The sequence below is a fragment of the Brachybacterium endophyticum genome (assembly GCF_003130585.1).
In the GTDB taxonomy this organism is placed as follows: Bacteria; Actinomycetota; Actinomycetes; order Actinomycetales; family Dermabacteraceae; genus Brachybacterium; species Brachybacterium endophyticum.
The window spans coordinates 955477-973845 of the sequence record NZ_QFKX01000001.1; the positions used below are offsets into that span (position 1 = coordinate 955477).

Genomic DNA, 18369 nt, shown 5'->3' on the forward strand with positions numbered 1-18369 from the left:
AAAGGAGGGCTTCGATGACCGACGCCTACACCCGATTCACCCGCACAGCCCTGGGACGACAGATCGTCAAGAAGGCGGGGCTCCCGAATCCGGCGCGGCTCCCGCGCCAGGCGGACCGGCCGGAGCCGGTCCTCGACCCCGTCGTCGTGCTCGGCTCGAGCGCGGGCGCCGACGAGGTCGCGGCCCTGCTGCTGGACTGGGGCGCCGACGTGCGCCGTCGCTTCGAGGAGACCCCTCGGGTCGGCTCCGTCGTCGTGGTCCTCGACGAGGTCTCCGCGCCCCGTGAACTGGGCGAGATCGTGCTGCCGCTGGCCGGCGCCATGCGCTCGCTCGCCCCCGGCGCGCGGGTCGTCACCCTCTCCCGGCCGGCCACGGGCGAGGACCTCGCCCGGGATGCCGCCCGCGGGGGCGTCGAGGGCTTCGTGCGCACCCTGGGACACGAGATGCGCCGCGGCGGCACCGCCAACGGCATCCAGGTCGCCGACGGGGTCGCCCTGACCGCCCCCGGCGTCGCGACCACCCTGCGCTTCCTGCTCTCGGCACGCAGCGCGTTCGTCGACGGTCAGCTGATCGAGGTCTCCACCGACGCCGGCCGCCGTCCGCAGCAGTGGGACCGTCCTCTCGAGGGTAAGACGGCGCTGGTCACGGGCGCCGCACGCGGCATCGGCGCTGCGATCGCCCGCACCCTGGACTCCCTGGGCGCCGAGCTCGTGCTGCTGGACGTGCCCGCCTCCGGCAGCGAGCTCAGCCGCGTCACCAACGAGCTGCGCGCGACCCCGCTCCAGCTCGACGTCACCTCCGAGGCGGCCGGGGCACGCACGATCGCGTTCCTGCGCGAGCGCGGCATCACGCTGGACGTGCTCGTGCTGAACGCCGGGATCACGCGCGACAAGATGTTCGCCAACATGACCGCCGACCGCTGGGACGCGGTGATCGCCGTGAACATCTCCAGCCAGATCTCCCTCGTCGAGGCTCTCCTCTCGGCGGGCGACGACGGGGCCGACGTCCTCGCCGAGGATCTGCGCGTGGTCTCCCTCGCCTCCACCAGCGGCATCGCCGGCAATCGCGGGCAGGCGAACTACGCGACCTCGAAGGCCGGCGTGATGGCGCTGGTCGCCGCGCTCGCGCGACGCCTCGGGGAGCGCGGGACGGCCAATGCGGTCGCCCCCGGCTTCATCGAGACCGACATGACCGGGAGGATCCCCCCGCTCCAGCGCGAGATCGCCCGGCGGGCGAACTCCCTGCAGCAGGGCGGGCTGCCGCTCGACGTCGCCGAGACCATCGGCTTCCTCTGCGCGCCCGGTGCGGCCGGACTGCGCGGTCAGACCGTGCGCGTGTGCGGCCAGAACATGGTGGGCAGGTGAGCCGCGTGAGCACGCACGAGCAGGTCAAGGACCTCGGCGACGTCCCCTCCTTCCCCGCGGTCTATGCCGCGGCGCTGACCAGGCGCCCGGGGGCCAAGCGCTCGGCGACCCTGCCCGACCTCGCCCACCGGGTGCGGAAGGTGCGGATCGACCCGGCGCGGGCCGCGGCCTTCGACCATCTGATGGGTGGTGCGGCCACGGACCTCGTGCACCCCGGCGTGCTCCACGTGCTCGCCTTCCCCGTCTCGCTGTCGCTGATGGCGCGCTCGGACTTCCCGGTGGGACTGCTCGGTCTGGTGCACGTCAGCAACCGAATCCTGCAGCACCGCAGCGTCGAGGTCGGGGAGCTCGTGGACGTCGAGTGCCGCACCCGCGACCTGCGGCCGCACCGGCGAGGGCGTCTTTTCGACTCCGTCACCACGATCCTCTCCGAGAACGGCGAGATCATCGCGACCGACGTCTCGACCTACCTCGCCAAGGGGGCCGCGCCCCAGGGCGAGGACGCGGGTGCCCAGGGGCAGTCGCGCGATGGCCGAGCCGGTGGCGACGGGAGCGAGCGCTCCTCGCGCGCGGAGTTCGTGCCCTCGGCCCCGACGGGCCGATGGAGCCTGGACGCCGGCACCGGCAGGCGCTACGCCGAGGTCTCCGGGGACGCTAACCCGATCCACATGTCCTCGCTGACGGCGCGGGCCTTCGGGTTCCCGCGGGCCATCGCCCACGGGATGTACACCGCCTCGCGGGCCTTCACCGAGTCGCGACCGGATCTGACGCGCCCCCTGCAGTGGGACGTGACCTTCGAGGCCCCGGTGACGCTGCCCGGCACGGTCCTGGTGCGCTACGAGGACGACGGCGACGGCGGCACACGCTGCGAGGGGTGGAAGCCCGCGCGCGGCGGCAAACCGGCTCGCCGCCACTTCTCGGTCGAGGTGACTCCGGCCGATCTCGGCTGAACCCGCGGACCGCGGGCCGCACGGAGAGTGGGCCGAGCCGCCTGCGGTCCGCACCGCCCGCGGCCCGAATGGTCTGCGGCCCGAATGGACCTGGGCCGGACGGCAGGCCAGACTGGCCCGATGGATTCCTCGAGCCCGGATGAGACCGCCCCCGCCGCCGACCAGACCGACCGTCTGATCCTCGAGGTCGCCCGCACCGAGCTGGGTCTGGGCGCGAACGGCGGCGCAGACGGGGACCTGGTCGTCCTCGACGATGCGACAGGTGCTCTGACGCGAGCCGCCCTCGATGCTCTCGAGGGGACGCAGCATCGTGTGGTGGTCCAGGAGACTTCCGTGCAGCATGCGCTCGCGCTCGCCGAGGAGCACCGGGGAGCGCTGGGCGAGGGGCGGCTGCTGATCGCAGGACTCGAGGACGCGCCGGCTGACCTGGCCACGCTGCTCGCCGGTCGATCGGTCCACCTCGCGCTCGCACGCCTGCCCAAGGCCCTCGCGGCCCTCGAGGTGCGGGCGAGCTCCCTGGCGCGCGCCGGCGTGCCCGCACTGATCGCCGGCGGGCGCGTCAAGCACATGACGCGCAGCCAGAACGAGGTGCTCGCCGAGGTCTACGACGAGGTCCACGCGACCCGCGGGCTGGGCAAGTCGCGCGCCCTGGTCGCGCGCACTGCGCGGGATGACCTCCGCGAGCTGCCGCCGCGCAGCAGTGAGGTAGAGATCGCGGTGCGCGGCATGCGCACCGCGGTCACCCTGTCCGGGATCGGGAGCGTCTTCGGCGGTGCGAGCGCGGACGCCGGGAGCCTGCTGCTCCTGGACGCGCTGGACCAGGCGATCAGCGCGGGCGAGATCGAGGACACGACGCGGAGCGATGGGGCCGACGGGGAATCCGACGGTGCCCCGGAGGAGGCCCGGGCCGCGACACCGGGTGAGGGGTCGCCCGCGGTGCTCTCGGCCCGCTCTGTCATCGATCTGGGCTCGGGCAACGGCCTGCTCGCGGCCTATCTGCGCAGCGCGCTGCCCGCGGCCCGGCTGCTCGCCACCGACGACGACCTCGACGCCGTCGCCTCCACCCGGGCGACGCTCGAGTCCCTCGCGGCGGACGCTGCGACGAGCGACGGGGCCGTGGGGACCGAGGAGTCCGTGGGGGTCGACGCCGGCGGTCGCCCGGGCGAGGCGCGCGTGCTGTGGGAGGCGTCGCTCGCGGGTCAGGCCGCGGACAGCGCCGACCTCGTGCTGCTGAACCCGCCGTTCCACGACGGAGCGGCGATCGATGCGACGCTCGTGCAGGGCCTGCTGGACGCCGTCGCCCGCGTGCTGCGTCCGGGTGGGCAACTGTGGTTCGTCCACAACTCCCATCTGCGCTATCGCCACGAACTGGAGAGCCGGATCGGGTCCGTGCAGCAGCGTGCCCGCGACCGCCGCTTCACGGTGCTGCAGGCGACCCGGAGCTGAGACGGTCCGCGTCCCGCGGGCTCGGCGCCCGCTCGCGATCGGTCCGCGTCTGCCCGCTCGCGATCAGTACGTGGCGCCGAAGCGCCGCTCCAGCACCCGGAGGAGATGGTCGACGAAGGTGTCGGCGTCGGCCTCGACCATGAGGTCGACGTTCGGGTCGAGTCCCCAGCGCCCCAGCCAGTCGCCGACCGTCTGACCCCGGGTGAGGGTGCCCTCGAGCTCGACGTCCACGGCGAGCGGGCTGGTGCGGGCGAGACCGGGCTCGAGGGCGTGGGCGACCACGAGCGGATCGTGCACGTGCGCCATCCAGCCGAAGCCGTCGGCCTCGTGGAACTCGAAGTACCAGCGCAGGGCATCCACGAGCACGGTGATCACCGGATGCGCGGAGATCGCCCGCAGTCGGTCCACGGTCTCCTGGGTGAAGCGCACGGCCTCGGTCGCATCCAGGGGTGCGAGCACCGGTCGCTGCGGAGCGGCGGTGAAGGCCGCGAGCACTCGCCGGGCGGCGTCGGGGTCCACCGCGATGTTCCACTCGGTCGTGGGCAGGGTGTTGCCGCGGTGGTTGATCGCCCCTCCCATGATGTGCAGACGCCGCAGCAGGCTCGGCAGCTCGGGCTCGATCTCGAGCGCGAGGGCGAGGTTCGTGTGGGGACCGATCACCAGTCCCACCAGCTCGCCGGGATGCGCCCGGGCCGCATCGACCCAGAGCTGGGCACCGCTGCGGGGGTCGGCGGTGCGGGGGCTCCCCGCCGGCTGCGGGAGGATCGCATGGCCCAGCCCCGTCGGCCCGTGGGTGTCCTCGGCGGTCATCAGCTCCTGGACCAGCGGGGCGGCTGCGCCGCGGGCGACCGGTGCCTCGATCCCGAGCATCGCCGAGAGTGCGAGGTTGTTGGCGAGCACCTGCTCGGTGCCCACGTTGCCCGCGGTGGAGACGATCCCGACGATCTCGACGTCGTCGCGGGCCTCCAGGTAGGTCAGGGCGATGGCATCGTCGATGCCGGTGTCGCAGTCGAGCAGGACAGGCGTGTGCGGGGCGGTCACGTCGTCATCGTACGGCGGAGCGGGAAGGAATCTTCTTGAAACTACTTGCCAATACGGAAAGTAGTTGATGTACTCGGAGCATCGGTGCCGACATGGCCCCGAGCGACGGAGCCGGAGCCCCGCACGGGGCACGGGAGGACTCCCAGGAAGGACACCCGTCATGAGCACGTCACCCACGCCCCGCATACCCGGTGGTCACCCCCGTGACACGGAGGTGTCGAGCACCGAGGCCGAACGGGACCAGGCGCGTCGCCGTCTCGAGGAAGCGCAGGGGCGGTTCCGCCGGCTTCCGGCCTCGATCCCTGCAGCATTCATCACCTATGGCATGCTCTGCGCGATCGGTTCGCTCACCGTGATCGCCCTGCATCTCGCCGAGAAGGTCCCGCCGACACCCGGCTTCGCGTCCGCCACGCTCGTCATCGTCTTCTCGCTCATCTGGGTGGCCGTCGCGATGATCCCGCTGATGATGTTCCGTGATCGGTGGCGGCGCGGTCTGGGGCGCCGATGGGTTCTCCTGATGGCTGCCTGGGGCGCGGTGTGGGTCCTCGGGGTGGTCGTGGCCACCACGCGGTTCGGGCTGGTCGTCGCCCCGGTCTTCTTCGTCCTGTTCGCCGTGGCCATCGCCGGGGAGGCTGCGGCGCTCCGGTCACGGGCCGGGGGAGCGCAGGAGGGGACTCGATGAGCGCTCCCGACCGCAGTCATCCGCGGTTCCGACTCGAGAACGAACTCGCCCATCCCGTGCGATTCTCGATCGTGGCGGCGCTCGCTGCGGTCGAGTCGCTCGTCTTCGGGGAGCTTCGTGACGAGTTGCAGGTCAGCGACTCCGTCCTGTCGAAACAGATCACGGAGCTCGAGAACGCAGGGTTCGTCAAGGTCTCCAAAGGGTTCGTGGGCAAGCGCCCACGCACCACCCTCTCGCTGACCAAGGAGGGGGTCAGTCGTTGGCGAGCACATCTCGAGACCCTGCAGGCAATCGCCGGCACCCCGTGAGGGGGAGACGCGAGGCAGGTCAGGACACCAGGGAACCCAGCACCGAGGTGAAGAAGCGACGGCCGTCGGTGCCCGTACGGGTGCCGCGGTCGGGCTCGTCGGGGCCGAAGCCCGGCTCGATCGCGTGCTCGGGATGCGGCATCAGGCCGACGACGTTCCCGCGCTCGTTCGTCACGCCCGCGATGCCGTGGCGCGAACCGTTGGGGTTCTCCTCGAAGCCCGCAGGCCCGTGGGTGGCGCCGGCGACGTAGCGGAAGACCACGCGGTTCTCGTCCTCGAGCTGGGCGAGGGTGCGCTCGTCGGCCACGTACTGGCCGTCCTGGTTCTTCAGCGGGATCCGGATGACCTCCTGGTCCGCGAACTCCGAGGTCCAGGCGGTCGCGGAGTTCTCGACACGCAGAGGCTGGTCGCGGCAGATGAACGAACGGTGCGCGTTCTTGATCATCGACCCCGGCAGCAGGTGGGACTCGCACAGGATCTGGAAGCCGTTGCAGATGCCGAGCACGGGCATGCCGCCGTTCGCGGCGTCGACCACGCGCCCCATCACGGGGGCGAAGCGGCTGATCGCCCCGGCGCGCAGGTAGTCGCCGTAGGAGAACCCGCCCGGCAGCACCACGGCGTCGACGTCGTGCAGGGTGTCGTCCGCGTGCCAGAGGGCGACGGGCTCGCCGCCCACCTGGGCGATCGCGCGCAGGGCGTCACGGTCGTCGAGGGTGCCCGGGAAGGTGACGACGCCGATGCGCATCAGGCGCCCTCTCCGAGCACCTCGATGTCGACGACATCCTCGATCACGGGGTTCGACAGCAGCGTCTCGGCCGCTTCGCGCAGGCGGGCGATCGCGGCCTCGTCGGCCGGGCCCTCGAGCTCGAGCTCGAACCTCTTGCCCTGGCGCACCGAGGCGATGCCCTCGAATCCGAGCCGGGGGAGGGCCGCAGCGACGGCCTTGCCCTGGGGGTCCAGGATCTCGGGCTTGGGCATGACGTGGACCACGACGCGTGGCATGGGCTCTCCTGTCGGGACTGTGCTCCGGAGGACTGCCGTCGCGCGCCGGCCAGAGGTCTGCAGCGCGGACGACGGTGTGCGAGTCTTCATCCTAGAGGTGAGGGAGCATGCGATGCGCGGCGCGTCCGCGCGACGGTCTCCCTCACGCCCCTGCCCGACGGGCAGGCATCCGGCAGTGCCAGACAAGGAGGACATGATGAGGATCCGACACCTGGGCCATTCCTGCCTCGCGGTCGAGGCCGCGGACACCCGTGTGCTCGTGGATCCCGGCTCGTTCAGCGATGCCGAGGACGTTCTCGCGGCCGGCCCCTACGACGCCGTCGCGATCACCCATCAGCACGCCGATCACGTGGCGCCCGCGCTGCTCGCCCGCGTGCTCGAGGCCTCCCCGCAGGCGCTGGTCCTCGCCGAGCCGCAGACCGCCGCGGGGCTGCGAGGGGAGACGGAGCTGCCTGGCGGCGCGTTCGAGGGAACGCTCCCTGCGGACCGGCTGGTGGAGCTTCCTGCCGGATCCTCGCAGCGCGCCGGCGGCATCGAGGTCGCGGCGGTCGGCGGGGACCACGCCGTGATCCACCCCGACATCCCCCGGGTGGGCAACTCGGGCCTGGTGCTCTCGACGCCGGGGGAGCCGCGACTGGGCATCACCGGTGACTCCCTCGAGGAGGTCCCGGAGTTCGAGGGCATCGACGTGCTCGCCTTCGCCGTCGTCGCCCCCTGGTCGAAGATGCGCGAGACCATCGACTTCCTGCGCGCCGTGCGCCCTGGGCTCGCACTGCCCGTGCACGACGCGGTGGTCAGCACGCAGGGCCGCACCATCTACATCACGCAGTCCACGAACCTCGCACCCGAGGGCACCGAGGTGCGGGACTGGCCCGAGGGGGAGAGGGTCGTCGAGGTCGCCGCGTCCGAGCGGTGAACTCGGGTCCGCGACGGCTGCGGCAACTGCCGGCGCTCAGAACGTGAGGCCGGTGAGCCTCTCGTAGGCCTCGATGTAGCGGTCGCGGGTCTGGGCGACGATCGCGTCCGGCAGCCGGGGCGGCTCCTGCCCGCTGCTGCGATCCCAGCCCGAGGCGCTCGACGTCAGCCAGTCGCGCACGAACTGCTTGTCCAGGCTCTGCTGGGTCTCGCCCTCGCGGTAGGAATCGGCGAACCAGAAGCGCGAGGAGTCCGGCGTGAGGACCTCGTCGCCCAGGGTGAGGGCCCCGTCGGTGCGCGAGAAGCCGAACTCGAGCTTGGTGTCGGCGATGAGGATGCCGCGCTCGGAGGCGATGCGCTGCGCTGTGGAGTACACGGTGCGGGTGAGCTCGTCGAGACGGTCGGCGAGGTCCGCGCCCAGGCGCTCCCGAGCCTGCGCGACGGTGATGTTCTCGTCGTGCTCTCCCTGCTCAGCCTTGGTCGAGGGGGTGAACAGCGGCTCGGGCAGACGCGAGGCCTCGACCAGGCCGCCGGGGAGCGGGTGGCCGCCCACGGCGCCGTCGCGCTGGTAGTCCGCGCGACCGGAGCCGGTGAGGTACCCGCGCACCACGCACTCCAGCGGGATCATGTCGAGACCGCGGCAGCGCAGCGCGCGCCCGCGCACCTGTTCGGGGACGTCCTCGGCCGAGAGCACGTGATGGGGGACCACGTCGGCGAGCTGCTCGAACCAGAACAGGGAGATGCCGGTGAGCACCCGCCCCTTGTCCGGGATCCCCGGGGCGAGCGAGAAGTCGTAGGCGCTGATGCGGTCGGTCGCGACCACGAGCACCTCGCGGGCGGTCGCGACGTCCTCACCCGAGGGCACGTAGAGCTCCCGGACCTTGCCGGAGACCGCGTGGTCCCAGCCGGGCAGGGCGGGGGCGAGGACGAGGGGGTCGCCGCCGAGGTGGTCGTCGCCGAGAGGCGTGCCGCCGAGAGGAGCGCCGCCGAGACCGCTCATGCCTCGCTGCCCGCCGGGTTCTCCTCGGGTGCGGTCGGCGGGGTCACGCGCGCGGCGGCCTCGGCCTCCGCGGCGCCCTGCGCGATGTCGCTGCGATGGTGCGCGCCGCTCAGATGCATCCGGGCGATCCCGGCGTAGGCCCGCTCCCGGGCCGCCGTGAGATCGGGACCGGTGCCCACGACGGACAGCACACGGCCGCCCGAGCTCACCAGGTGGCCCTCGGGGTCGACGTCGGTGCCGGCGTGGATCACGATCGCGCCCTCGGCGGCGGCATCGGCGAAGCCGGAGATGTGATCGCCGACGGTCGCCCGACGGGGGTAACCGGGAGCGGCGAGCACCACGGTCACCGCGGCCTCGTCCGACCAGGTGGGCTGCGGGGCGGTGTCCAGCTCGCCCCGGGCGGCCGCGAGCAGCAGCTCGCCGAGCGGGCTGGTCAGGCGCTCGAGCACCACCTGGGTCTCGGGGTCGCCGAAGCGCGCGTTGAACTCGACGACGCGCACGCCACGACGGGTGAGGGCGAGACCGCAGTACAGGACGCCCACGAACGGGGTGCCGCGGCGGGCAAGCTCGTCGATCGTCGGCTGAGCGACCTCGCGCACGACCTCGTCGACGAGCCCCGGCTCGGCCCACGGCAGCGGCGAGTACGCGCCCATGCCGCCGGTGTTCGGGCCCTCGTCGCCGTCGAGAGTGCGCTTGAAGTCCTGTGCGGGGGCGAGGGGGACCACGCGGGTCCCGTCGCTGATGCAGAACAGGGAGACCTCGGGGCCGTCGAGGTACTCCTCGACGACGATCGAGCCGCCGGCGCCGATCACGGCCCGACCGTGCGCGATCGCGTGCTCGATGTCGTCGGTGACGACGACCCCCTTGCCGGCGGCCAGGCCGTCGGCCTTGACCACGAAGGGGACGTCGCGCAGCGGGTTCACGCGGTTCAGGGCGGGGATCATGTCGTCGCCCGTGGTGACGGCGACCGACGCGGCGGTCGGCACCCCGGCGGCGCGCATGATCTCCTTCGCCCAGGCCTTGGAGCCCTCGAGGCGCGCGGCGTCGGCCGACGGCCCGAAGACGGTGAAGCCCGCCTCCGTGAGCACGTCCGCCAGCCCGGCGACGAGCGGGGCCTCCGGGCCGATCACGACCAGGTCGGGATCGAGCTCGCGGGCGAGGTCCAGCTGGCCGTCGAGGTCCTCGGGGGCCACGTCGTGGCACTGTGCGTGATCGCCGATGCCCGGGTTTCCCGGGGCGGCGTGGAGGACCGGTGCAGGGGTGTCACGGGAGAGGCGACGCACGATCGCGTGCTCGCGGCCCCCGGAGCCGATGACGAGGATCTTCACCCGGCACACCCTACCGGCCGGCCCCTGGAGGGTGGGGTGGCGCCCAGGAGCGCCGCGGGGCGCGGTGGATGTGCTGGTCGGAGGGGTGGGTGCGGGGGTAGGCGGGGTGGCGGGCAGGTCGGCGCGGTGTGGGGGTGGTCGGCGTGGCGGGGCAGGACGGTGTGGTGCGGCGCGGTGCGGTGCGGGTCAGGAGGGCGCGGGGCAGGAGGGCGCGGTCGGCGTGTTCGGCGTGGTCGGCCAGGTCGACGTGGCCGGACGCAGCGGTCGTGGCCGTCTATAGGACAGTTCCGGAGCAAGAACGGGCATTCTCGCTCCGGAACTGTCCTATAGACGGGGGATCGACGAGACGGGAGGGGATCGACGAGACGGGAGGGGATCGACGGGACGGGGGGAAGGGGACCGGCTGTGCGGGGGAGGGGCGGGCGGGCCTCGATAGCATCGCTGTTATGCGTCTGCGCCTCGACCTCGCCTATGACGGGACCCGCTTCCACGGCTGGGCCGCCCAGCCCGGCCAGCGGACCGTGCAGGGTGTCCTCGAGGACGCGCTGCACAAGGTCACGCGCTCGCCGGTCCCGGTGACCGTCGCCGGACGCACCGACGCCGGGGTCCATGCGCAGGGCCAGGTCGTCCACCTCGACCTGAGTGATGACGTCGTCGCCGCGCTGCCCGGTCGCAGCGACCGCACCCCGGCCGATTCCCTCGTGACCCGTCTGACCGGTGTGCTGCCGCCCGACGTCGTCGTGCGCGGCGCGCGTCCGGTGCCTGAGGAGTTCGATGCCCGCTTCGGGGCGCTCGCGCGGCTCTACCGGTACCGGATCTCTGACTCCCCGCTGGTGCACGACCCCCTGCGCCGGGACGTGCTGCGACACCGCCGCCCCCTGGACGTCGAGGCGATGGGCGGGGCCAGCGAGGCCCTGCTGGGGGAGCACGACTTCCTCTCCTTCTGTCGTCCGCGCGAGGGTGCGACGACGATCCGCACCCTCCGGGAGCTCAGCTGGCAGCGTCCGGGGCCGGGGCGCCGGGACGAGGGGCTCGTGGTCGCGACCGTCAGGGCCGATGCCTTCTGCCACCACATGGTGCGTTCCCTGGTCGGGGCGATGCTCGCCGTGGGCGAGGGGCGCCGTGGGAGCCACTGGCCCCGCGAGATCCTCGAGGCCCGCACCCGGCAGGCCGCGACCCGCACGGGCGTCGGAGCGGCACCGATGGCTCCGCCCGAGGGGCTCACCCTCGAGTCCGTCGACTATCCGGCCGACGACCTCCTGGCCGAGCAGGCCCGCGCCGCCAGGACCCTGCGCGTCTGAACCCGAGCAGGCCCGCGCCGCCAGGGCCCTTCGCGGACCCTGCTCGCCCGAGGTCGAGCCCGGGAACGATCCGACGCCCGAGCGCGCTCCGACGCCGCTCTCGGGTGCCGGCCCGAGTGGAATCCACCACAGCGGGCGTTCGTGCAGGTCGCCGGGCATGACGGACGTTGACCGCGGTGAGCGGGTCTCGCTATCATGACGAGTCGTCGTGCCCTGATGTGCACCCGAACCGCTGCCGAATCTCACGCGGCGCGAGGAGGGTTCCTCACACGCATCGGGGGCCCCGCAGTCCTGTGCATCGTTGCAGGTCGGGCAGGGGTCCAGGCGCGACGGAACGGCCATGCTTTAACCGAAGGAAGCGTGTCCACGGTCCAGATCGAACCGTGCCCCATGGGGCGTGCCTCCGCACGTCCCGGACCCCTGGGCACACACGACGAGAGAAGAAGGCACGAGTGCGTACGTTCACCCCGAAGCCCGACGATGTCGAGCGCTCCTGGTACGTCATCGACGCAACGGATGTCGTCCTCGGCCGGCTCGCTTCCCAGGCTGCTCAGCTCCTGCGGGGAAAGCACAAGCCGGTCTTCGCACCCCACGTGGATGCAGGCGACTTCGTCATCATCATCAACGCTGACAAGGTTGCCCTGACCGGCAACAAGCGCGAGGCCAAGCTGGCCTACCGCCACTCCGGTTACCCGGGCGGCCTGCGCGGCATCCCCTACTCCGAGCTCCTCGAGACCTACCCCGAGCGCGCTGTGGAGAAGGCCGTCCGCGGGATGCTCCCGAAGAACAAGCTGGCGACCCAGCAGCTGAAGAAGCTCAAGGTCTACGCCGGCCCGGAGCACCCCCACGCTGCCCAGCAGCCCACCGAATTCGCTTTCGACCAGGTGGCGCAGTAAGCGGGCGCGCCCCGCTCCGCCCTGCCGCACGGAACAACTGAGGAGACCCGTGACCGAGACCACCGCACCCGAGGCCGTCGACACCGACGAGACCCCCTCGAACTTCACCACCGAGTCCACTGCTGAGGCCACTGTCGGCACCGGCCAGTCGATCACCGCTCCCGGCGCCGGGACCGGTCGTCGCAAGCAGGCCGTCGCCCGCGTCCGCCTGGTGCCCGGCACCGGCACCTGGACCGTCAACGGCCGCAGCCTCGAGGAGTACTTCCCGAACAAGGTCCACCAGCAGGAGGTCAACGAGCCCTTCAAGGTGCTCGAGCTCCAGGGCCGCTTCGACGTCATCGCCCGTATCAACGGTGGCGGCGCCTCCGGCCAGGCCGGCGCGCTGCGTCTGGGCGTGGCTCGTGCGCTGAACGAGATCGACGCCGAGAACAACCGCCCGGCCCTCAAGAAGGCAGGCTTCCTGCGCCGCGACGCCCGCGTCATCGAGCGCAAGAAGGCCGGCCTCAAGAAGGCCCGCAAGGCCCCGCAGTACTCCAAGCGCTGATCCTCGGATCACCGCAGGGAGCGCTGGGAGCCCTCGCAGGTCCAGCCGCACGGAACCCCGTCACCGACAGGTGGCGGGGTTCCGTCGTCTCAGCGGCCGAGGAGCCGGTCGGTCCAGCGGCTGCCGAAGACCTGACCACGTCGTCCGCGCCGCGCTCGTGCAGCAGCAGCGCCTCGGGCAGGGAGAAGGACAGCAGGCCGCGGAAGGCCGGATGGGACAGGGCGCGGTCGATCGCGGCAGGGACCCGCAGGGACTTCGAGGCCAGACGGACCGGGAGCCCGTCGGCGCGCGACGCCAACGACTCGAGGTTCGCGTCGAAGGCCTCGATGTCCAGGACGGCGCACGGGGCATCGATCCCGCGCAGGGCGTGACGCAGAGCACGGGTGACCATGACGCGTAATGTACGAGTGCACCGTCACCCACGACCTCTCGAGGCTGCCATGACCGCTGATCACGCCGCCGACACGGCCACGGGGGCCCGCCACGCGCCCGAGGATGAGCTCCCCGAGCGACTCCTGGACCTGCTCGCCGAGGAGCCCTACGAGGATGCATCGGGGCACGGTGAGCGCATCGAGGTGCTCATGCCCTTCAGCGGCGCGAGGATGCCGGGGTCCCGTCGCGCCACCGCCGAGGACGTCGAGGCCGGGTTCGGCCGTGCCCGGATCGCGCAGAGGGTCTGGGCCGAGAGGCCGCTCGCCGTGCGCACGCGGGTGCTGCACCGCCTGCACGACACCCTGCGTCGACACGGCGACCTGCTGCTGGACGTGATCCAATTCGAGACCGGCAAGGCGCGCATCCATGCCGTCGACGAGCTGCTCGACGTGCTGAACGTGTGCCGCTACTACGCGCTCGAGGCCCCGCGGGGCCTGCGCCCCGCCGCCCGTCACGGCGCGATCGCAGGGCTCACGCGCACCGAGGTCACCCGCGACCCCCTGGGGACGATCGGCTTCATCACCCCCTGGAACTATCCCCTCTCGCTGGGAGCGGCGGACCTGCTGGCCGCGCTCGTCGCCGGCAACGCCGTGGTGCACAAGCCCGACAGCTCGACCGTTCTGACGGCGGTGCTGGTGCGACGCCTCGCGATCGCCTGCGGGCTCCCCGCGGAGCTGTGGCAGCTGGTCCCCGGTGATGACGACGAGGTCGGGGGCCCCCTGATCGACGGCGCCGACGGACTCTCCTTCACCGGGTCCACCGCGGCGGGCCGGGGGATCGCCGCGCGAGCGGGGGAGCGGCTGCTGCCCACCGCTCTGGAGCTGGGTGGCAAGAACCCGATGCTCGTCCTCGAGGACGCCGACCTGCCCGCCGCGGTCGAGGGCGCGCTGCGCGGCTGCTTCTCCTCCGCGGGGCAGCTGTGCCTCTCGATCGAGCGGATCCTGGTCCACGAGTCCGTGTACGAGGAGTTCTGCACCCGCTTCGCCGAGGGCGCCGAGCGTCTGCGCGTAGGTCCGGGCTTCGCCTACGGGCCGCAGATGGGGTCGCTGGCCGGACCACGCCAGCTCGAGCGCGTCCACGACCACGTCGAGCAGGCGCGAGCGGCCGGCTCCCGTGTCCTCGCCGGTGGCAGAGCCCTGCCCGAGGTCGGACCGTACTTCTACGCCCCGACCGTGCTGGCGGACGTCCCGGCGGCCGCGAGGCTGCACGGGGAGGAGACCTTCGGGCCCGTCGTCTCGGTCTCCCCGGTCACGAGCACCGACCAGGCGATCACCGAGGCGAACGCTAGCGAGTACGGGCTGAGCGCGAGCGTCTACTCGCGCCGCCACGGACGCGAGGCGGCGCTCCGGCTCGAGGTCGGGATGGTCAACGTCAACGAGGCCTTCGCCGCCGCCTGGGGTTCGATCGACGCGCCCTCGGGCGGCGTCAAGGCCTCGGGGCTGGGCCATCGTCACGGCACCGAGGGACTGCTCCAGTTCACCCGCGCGCGCACCATCGCCCAGCAGCACCTGCTGCCGATGGGGCCCAGCGGGCTGCTCGACCAGGCCGGCTACGCGCGCGTGATGGGGTCGGCGATGCGGGTGCTGCACGCCCTGCGTCGGCGCTGAGCGCCGCCGGCGGGTCCACCTCGGAGCCGCGTCTCAGCTCAGCAGCTCCCGGATGTCGTCGGCCGTGATGCCGGAGCGGAAGGCCTTCCCGCTGTCGGTGAGGGCGTCGAAGAGGGCGGCCTTGCGCTGCTGCAGCGCGAGCACCTTCTCCTCGATGGTGTCCTCGGCGACCATGCGGAACACCATCACCTGGCGCTCCTGTCCGATCCGGTGGGCGCGATCGACGGCCTGGTTCTCCGCCGCGGGGTTCCACCACGGGTCCAGCAGGAAGACGTAGTCGGCCTCGGTGAGGGTGAGGCCGAAGCCGCCCGCCTTCAGCGAGATCAGGAACACCGGGTTCTCGCCCTCGCGGAACTCGCGGACCGCGGCGTCCCGGTCGCGGGTGGAGCCGTCGAGGTAGCTGAAGGCCACCCCGCGCATGGTCAGCTCGTCGGCCACGTGTCGCAGGTGCGAGGTGAACTGGCTGAACAGGAGCACGCGGTGCCCGTCGCCGAGCACCTCGTCGAGGCGGTCGAAGAGCGCCTCGAGCTTCGAGCTGGGCACGTCGCCGTGCGCCTCGGCGTCCACGATCGAGGGGTCCAGCGCCATCATCCGCAGCAGGGTGAGGGAGCGGAAGACGATGAAGCGGTTGCGGTCCATGTCCTCCTCGATCAGCCCCAGCACCTTCTTGCGCTCGCGCTGCAGCACCGAGTCGTACAGCGCCCGGTGCTCGGCCCCCAGGGTCACCGTGAGCACCTGCTCCTGCTTCTCGGGCAGCTCGGTGGCGACCATCTCCTTGGTGCGGCGCAGCATGAAGGGACGCAGCCGTGAGCGCAGCACGTCCATCCGCTCGGGGTGCTCGCCGTTCTCGATCGGGAGGGTGTAGCGCTGGCGGAAGCCGATCGCCGAGCCCAGCAGGCCCGGTGCACTGAGCTCGAGGATCGACCAGAGGTCGTCCAGGGAGTTCTCCATCGGGGTGCCGGTGATCGCGAGGTGGAAGTTTGCGGAGATCCCCTTGGCGGCCTGGTGGGTTCGCGAGCGACGGTTCTTCACGAACTGCGCCTCGTCCAGCACCAGGCCCTGGAACCGCTGGCGCGCGAACTCGTCGTCGTCGATGCGCAGCACCGTGTAGCTCGTGACCACCAGGTCCGCGCCGCGGATCTCCTCTGCCAGGTCGCCGCCGCGGGCCCGCGAGGTCCGGTCGACCACCCGCACGTCCAGTCCGGGCGTGAACTTCTCGGCCTCGGCGCGCCAGACGGGCAGCACCGAGGACGGCGCCACCACCAGGAAGGGCGGCGGGACTTCGGCCACGGAGCCGTCGGCCCCGTCGATCACCACGGGGGCGCTCTCGCGGGCGCGGGCGATCAGCGCGAGCGTCTGCACGGTCTTGCCCAGGCCCATGTCGTCGGCGAGCACGCCGCCGAGCGAATGGTCGAAGAGGAAGGAGAGCCAGGCGAAGCCCTCGCGCTGGTAGTGGCGCAGGTCCGCGGTCAGGCCGCGGGGCAGGGGCGGCGTCTCCACCTGGCCGACGTCCCGCAGGGCGCCCACGCTCGCCTCCCACTCGGAGCTCGCGCGAGCGGATTCGGCGATCTCCTCGAGGTCCTCCCACATGCCCAGCTGGAAGCGACTGATGCTCTGCTGCTGCGGGTCCCATTCCGCCAGGGCCTCGCCCTCGGCGATCAGCTCCCGCAGTGCGTCGAAGGCCGGGTTGTCCAGCGAGAAGTAGGTCTTGTCCGGGAGCATGATCCGCGAGCGGCCCTGGGCGAGCGCCGTGAAGAGCGTGGGGAAGGGGATCTGGCGGCCGTCGATGGTGACCTCGAAGCCCAGGTCGAACCAGTCGTGCTTGCCGGGTGACTGCGTCTGGGTGATGCGCACCTGCGGTGCGCCGTCGAGCTCGCGGTAGGCATGACGGGTGCCCACGATCTCGGTGCTCACGTGCGGGAGCTCGCCGAGGGCGTCGAGCACGTGCTCGGAGAATCGGGCGGTGTCGGGCCCGCTCAGGTTCTCGGGTGCGTCGCTGCCGGCCGTCGGCCACAGGGTGCGCACGCGAGCCAGCACCTCGTCCTCGTGGGCGGTGTCGCGGCGCACCCCCTGGCGCTGGTCCATGGGGAGGGTGCGTGCGGGGTCGTGGTAGCGCCAGCTCCAAGTGAGCGTGAGGCGGTCGCCGTCGGTGTAGCGAGCGGAGAGATGCAGGGTCGCCGGATCGATCGCGGGCATCTCGACACTGCCGTCGCTGCTGGTGACGCTGGTGACGACGCGCAGCCGCGGGTAGGCGTCCTCGAGGAAGTCCTCACGGTCCTCGGCGGGGACCACCAGCGGCTCGGGACGCTGGAACAGACGTTGCAGAGCCGTCGGGACGGGGGCGCCGACGGGAGCGATCCGCGCGGAGAAGGCGCGGCCCTGCCGCACGGTGCCCTCCTCCAGCTCCTCCAGGGCGATCACCCCGGCGGTGCCGAGCGGCCTGGCGGTGGGCGCGTCCTGCCCCTCGATGGTGATCCGCGGGCTCACGCGCAGGTCCGTCGACCCCTCGGGGATGCGCAGGTCGACCTCGACCCCGCCGCCGCTGACCAGGTCGATCGAGGCCAGTCCGTCGCCGGGCAGGAACTCCACGCCCGCGTCGCGTGCGTAGGCGAGGGACTGCCAGATCAGCGGGGAGCCGATCGAGTTCAGCCAGAGATGCTCGATCGAACCGCTCGCATAGGACCTCTCGGCCGTTGCCGAGGCGAACATGCGGGTCAGCGCCTCGGCATGGCCCGTGTGGTACGCCCGGCCCGCCATCCGGAACTCGAAGGTGCGCCACGAGAGACCGCCCTTGATCCAGGTGCCCTTCCTGCCCATCGTCATCGGCCGCAGGCCCAGCCAGACGTCGGCGCCCGCGCGCAGCAGCTCGGGGGTCGCGGTCTCGCGGCGGAATCGCGAGCGACCAGGGCCGACGGGGGTGGCCTCGAGGTCGAAGCGGATCGCGAGGGGCTGGGGGACCTCCTGGCTCGGGGACTCGGTGAGCAGGGGGCGCAGCACACTGCGCCACTCCGAGGGAGGGGAGCGACGTTCCTCGTCGGCGCCCAGGTCGTCCAGGTGGTACAGCACGGCGGCGACGTGCTTGCAGTCCGCGCCGATCGGGCACGTGCAGCGGGAGCGCACGGGGCGCCACAGACCGCCCGGCTCGGGGGTCATGAAGCGACGGGAGACCGCGTCCTCCTCGTACTCGCCGAGCCCGACGGTGACGCGGTAGGAGGAGCGCTCCGTGCCGGCGACGTCCGCCGAGACACTCTGGGAGTCGGGGTCCCAGACCAGGTCCTGGACCCGCCCTTCCCTCGCGTAGGCGAGACCGCGGCCGGCGGATCGACTGCCCACGTGGTGGGTGATGACCGTGGGCGGCACGTGGGGGAGCAGATCGGATCCGGGCATACCCTCCAGGCTAATCCTGCCCGAGGCGCCGGGTCACCCGTCCACCGCGCGTCTCACGCCGGTCCTCCACAGCGGGTGCGGCTTGCGATGTGTCACGGCACGGGGCGGACGGCTGCACGGTGGGAGGTGGCTGCGGGGCGCGCGCGTTACTCTCGGGGCTGGATCC

At 72.3% G+C, this 18369-nt stretch carries 17 protein-coding genes; 10 read left to right on the plus strand and 7 right to left on the minus strand.

Annotated elements, in window-relative coordinates:
• The first annotated feature begins 14 nt into the window (after nucleotides 1-14).
• The 3 genes from DEO23_RS04235 to DEO23_RS04245 all read left to right on the plus strand — a co-directional run bounded on the left by DEO23_RS04235 (nucleotide 15) and on the right by DEO23_RS04245 (nucleotide 3760).
• Nucleotides 15-1364, plus strand: a complete 1350-nt coding sequence (locus tag DEO23_RS04235; RefSeq protein ID WP_109274708.1) for a 3-oxoacyl-ACP reductase — start codon at nucleotides 15-17, stop codon at nucleotides 1362-1364.
• Between the two features lie 5 nt (nucleotides 1365-1369).
• On the plus strand, nucleotides 1370-2314 hold the full coding sequence (locus DEO23_RS04240) for a MaoC family dehydratase (RefSeq protein WP_240613197.1): 945 nt from the start codon (nucleotides 1370-1372) through the stop codon (nucleotides 2312-2314).
• A 120-nt stretch (nucleotides 2315-2434) separates the two neighbouring features.
• Nucleotides 2435-3760 carry a class I SAM-dependent methyltransferase gene (locus DEO23_RS04245; protein WP_109274710.1) on the plus strand — a complete coding sequence of 442 codons (1326 nt, stop codon included), beginning with the start codon at nucleotides 2435-2437 and terminating at the stop codon, nucleotides 3758-3760.
• Nucleotides 3761-3823: 63 nt separating this feature from the next.
• Here DEO23_RS04245 and DEO23_RS04250 read toward each other — a convergent pair whose 3' ends face one another.
• A complete protein-coding gene (locus tag DEO23_RS04250) occupies nucleotides 3824-4801 on the minus strand; it encodes a nucleoside hydrolase (protein WP_240613198.1) in 978 nt (325 codons plus the stop codon).
• Nucleotides 4802-4961: 160 nt separating this feature from the next.
• On the opposite strand from DEO23_RS04250, the gene DEO23_RS04255 reads away from it, so the two are divergent.
• Nucleotides 4962-5483, plus strand: coding sequence for a hypothetical protein (locus DEO23_RS04255; RefSeq protein ID WP_133249831.1), 522 nt, complete (start codon nucleotides 4962-4964; stop codon nucleotides 5481-5483).
• On the plus strand, nucleotides 5480-5791 hold the full coding sequence (locus DEO23_RS04260; protein ID WP_109274713.1) for a winged helix-turn-helix domain-containing protein: 312 nt from the start codon (nucleotides 5480-5482) through the stop codon (nucleotides 5789-5791). The genes DEO23_RS04255 and DEO23_RS04260 overlap by 4 nt, the downstream gene beginning before the upstream one ends.
• A gap of 19 nt (nucleotides 5792-5810) precedes the next feature.
• Here DEO23_RS04260 and purQ read toward each other — a convergent pair whose 3' ends face one another.
• Both purQ and purS read right to left on the minus strand, forming a co-directional pair.
• On the minus strand, nucleotides 5811-6536 hold the full coding sequence (gene purQ, locus DEO23_RS04265; protein ID WP_109274714.1) for a phosphoribosylformylglycinamidine synthase subunit PurQ: 726 nt from the start codon (nucleotides 6534-6536) through the stop codon (nucleotides 5811-5813).
• Nucleotides 6536-6793 (minus strand): phosphoribosylformylglycinamidine synthase subunit PurS, encoded by a 258-nt coding sequence (purS, locus tag DEO23_RS04270; RefSeq protein WP_109274715.1) that lies wholly within the window; start codon nucleotides 6791-6793, stop codon nucleotides 6536-6538. The genes purQ and purS overlap by 1 nt, the downstream gene beginning before the upstream one ends.
• Before the next feature lie 196 nt (nucleotides 6794-6989).
• On the opposite strand from purS, the gene DEO23_RS04275 reads away from it, so the two are divergent.
• Nucleotides 6990-7709 (plus strand): MBL fold metallo-hydrolase, encoded by a 720-nt coding sequence (locus tag DEO23_RS04275; protein ID WP_109274836.1) that lies wholly within the window; start codon nucleotides 6990-6992, stop codon nucleotides 7707-7709.
• Nucleotides 7710-7745: 36 nt separating this feature from the next.
• Here the strand turns inward: DEO23_RS04275 and DEO23_RS04280 are convergent, their stop codons facing one another.
• A complete protein-coding gene (locus DEO23_RS04280; protein WP_109274716.1) occupies nucleotides 7746-8708 on the minus strand; it encodes a phosphoribosylaminoimidazolesuccinocarboxamide synthase in 963 nt (320 codons plus the stop codon).
• A complete protein-coding gene (gene purD, locus DEO23_RS04285) occupies nucleotides 8705-10036 on the minus strand; it encodes a phosphoribosylamine--glycine ligase (RefSeq protein ID WP_109274717.1) in 1332 nt (443 codons plus the stop codon). The genes DEO23_RS04280 and purD overlap by 4 nt, the downstream gene beginning before the upstream one ends.
• Before the next feature lie 446 nt (nucleotides 10037-10482).
• On the opposite strand from purD, the gene truA reads away from it, so the two are divergent.
• The 3 genes from truA (at nucleotide 10483) to rpsI (ending at nucleotide 12777) form a co-directional block, all read left to right on the plus strand.
• A complete protein-coding gene (truA, locus tag DEO23_RS04290) occupies nucleotides 10483-11337 on the plus strand; it encodes a tRNA pseudouridine(38-40) synthase TruA (RefSeq protein ID WP_109274718.1) in 855 nt (284 codons plus the stop codon).
• Nucleotides 11338-11789: 452 nt separating this feature from the next.
• The gene (rplM, locus tag DEO23_RS04295; protein ID WP_109274719.1) at nucleotides 11790-12233 is read left to right on the plus strand and encodes a 50S ribosomal protein L13; all 444 of its coding nucleotides are present in this window, start codon (nucleotides 11790-11792) and stop codon (nucleotides 12231-12233) included.
• A 49-nt stretch (nucleotides 12234-12282) separates the two neighbouring features.
• On the plus strand, nucleotides 12283-12777 hold the full coding sequence (gene rpsI, locus DEO23_RS04300) for a 30S ribosomal protein S9 (protein ID WP_109274720.1): 495 nt from the start codon (nucleotides 12283-12285) through the stop codon (nucleotides 12775-12777).
• On the opposite strand, the gene DEO23_RS15945 is transcribed toward rpsI, so the two are convergent.
• On the minus strand, nucleotides 12737-13168 hold the full coding sequence (locus DEO23_RS15945; RefSeq protein ID WP_133249832.1) for a type III PLP-dependent enzyme domain-containing protein: 432 nt from the start codon (nucleotides 13166-13168) through the stop codon (nucleotides 12737-12739). The two genes, rpsI and DEO23_RS15945, sit on opposite strands and share 41 nt — an antisense overlap.
• A 49-nt stretch (nucleotides 13169-13217) precedes the next feature.
• Between DEO23_RS15945 and DEO23_RS04310 the strand changes: the two genes are divergently transcribed.
• Nucleotides 13218-14816, plus strand: a complete 1599-nt coding sequence (locus DEO23_RS04310; protein ID WP_109274722.1) for a succinic semialdehyde dehydrogenase — start codon at nucleotides 13218-13220, stop codon at nucleotides 14814-14816.
• Between the two features lie 33 nt (nucleotides 14817-14849).
• Here DEO23_RS04310 and DEO23_RS04315 read toward each other — a convergent pair whose 3' ends face one another.
• Nucleotides 14850-18203, minus strand: a complete 3354-nt coding sequence (locus DEO23_RS04315; protein ID WP_109274723.1) for a DEAD/DEAH box helicase — start codon at nucleotides 18201-18203, stop codon at nucleotides 14850-14852.
• Between the last annotated feature and the right edge of the window lie 166 nt (nucleotides 18204-18369).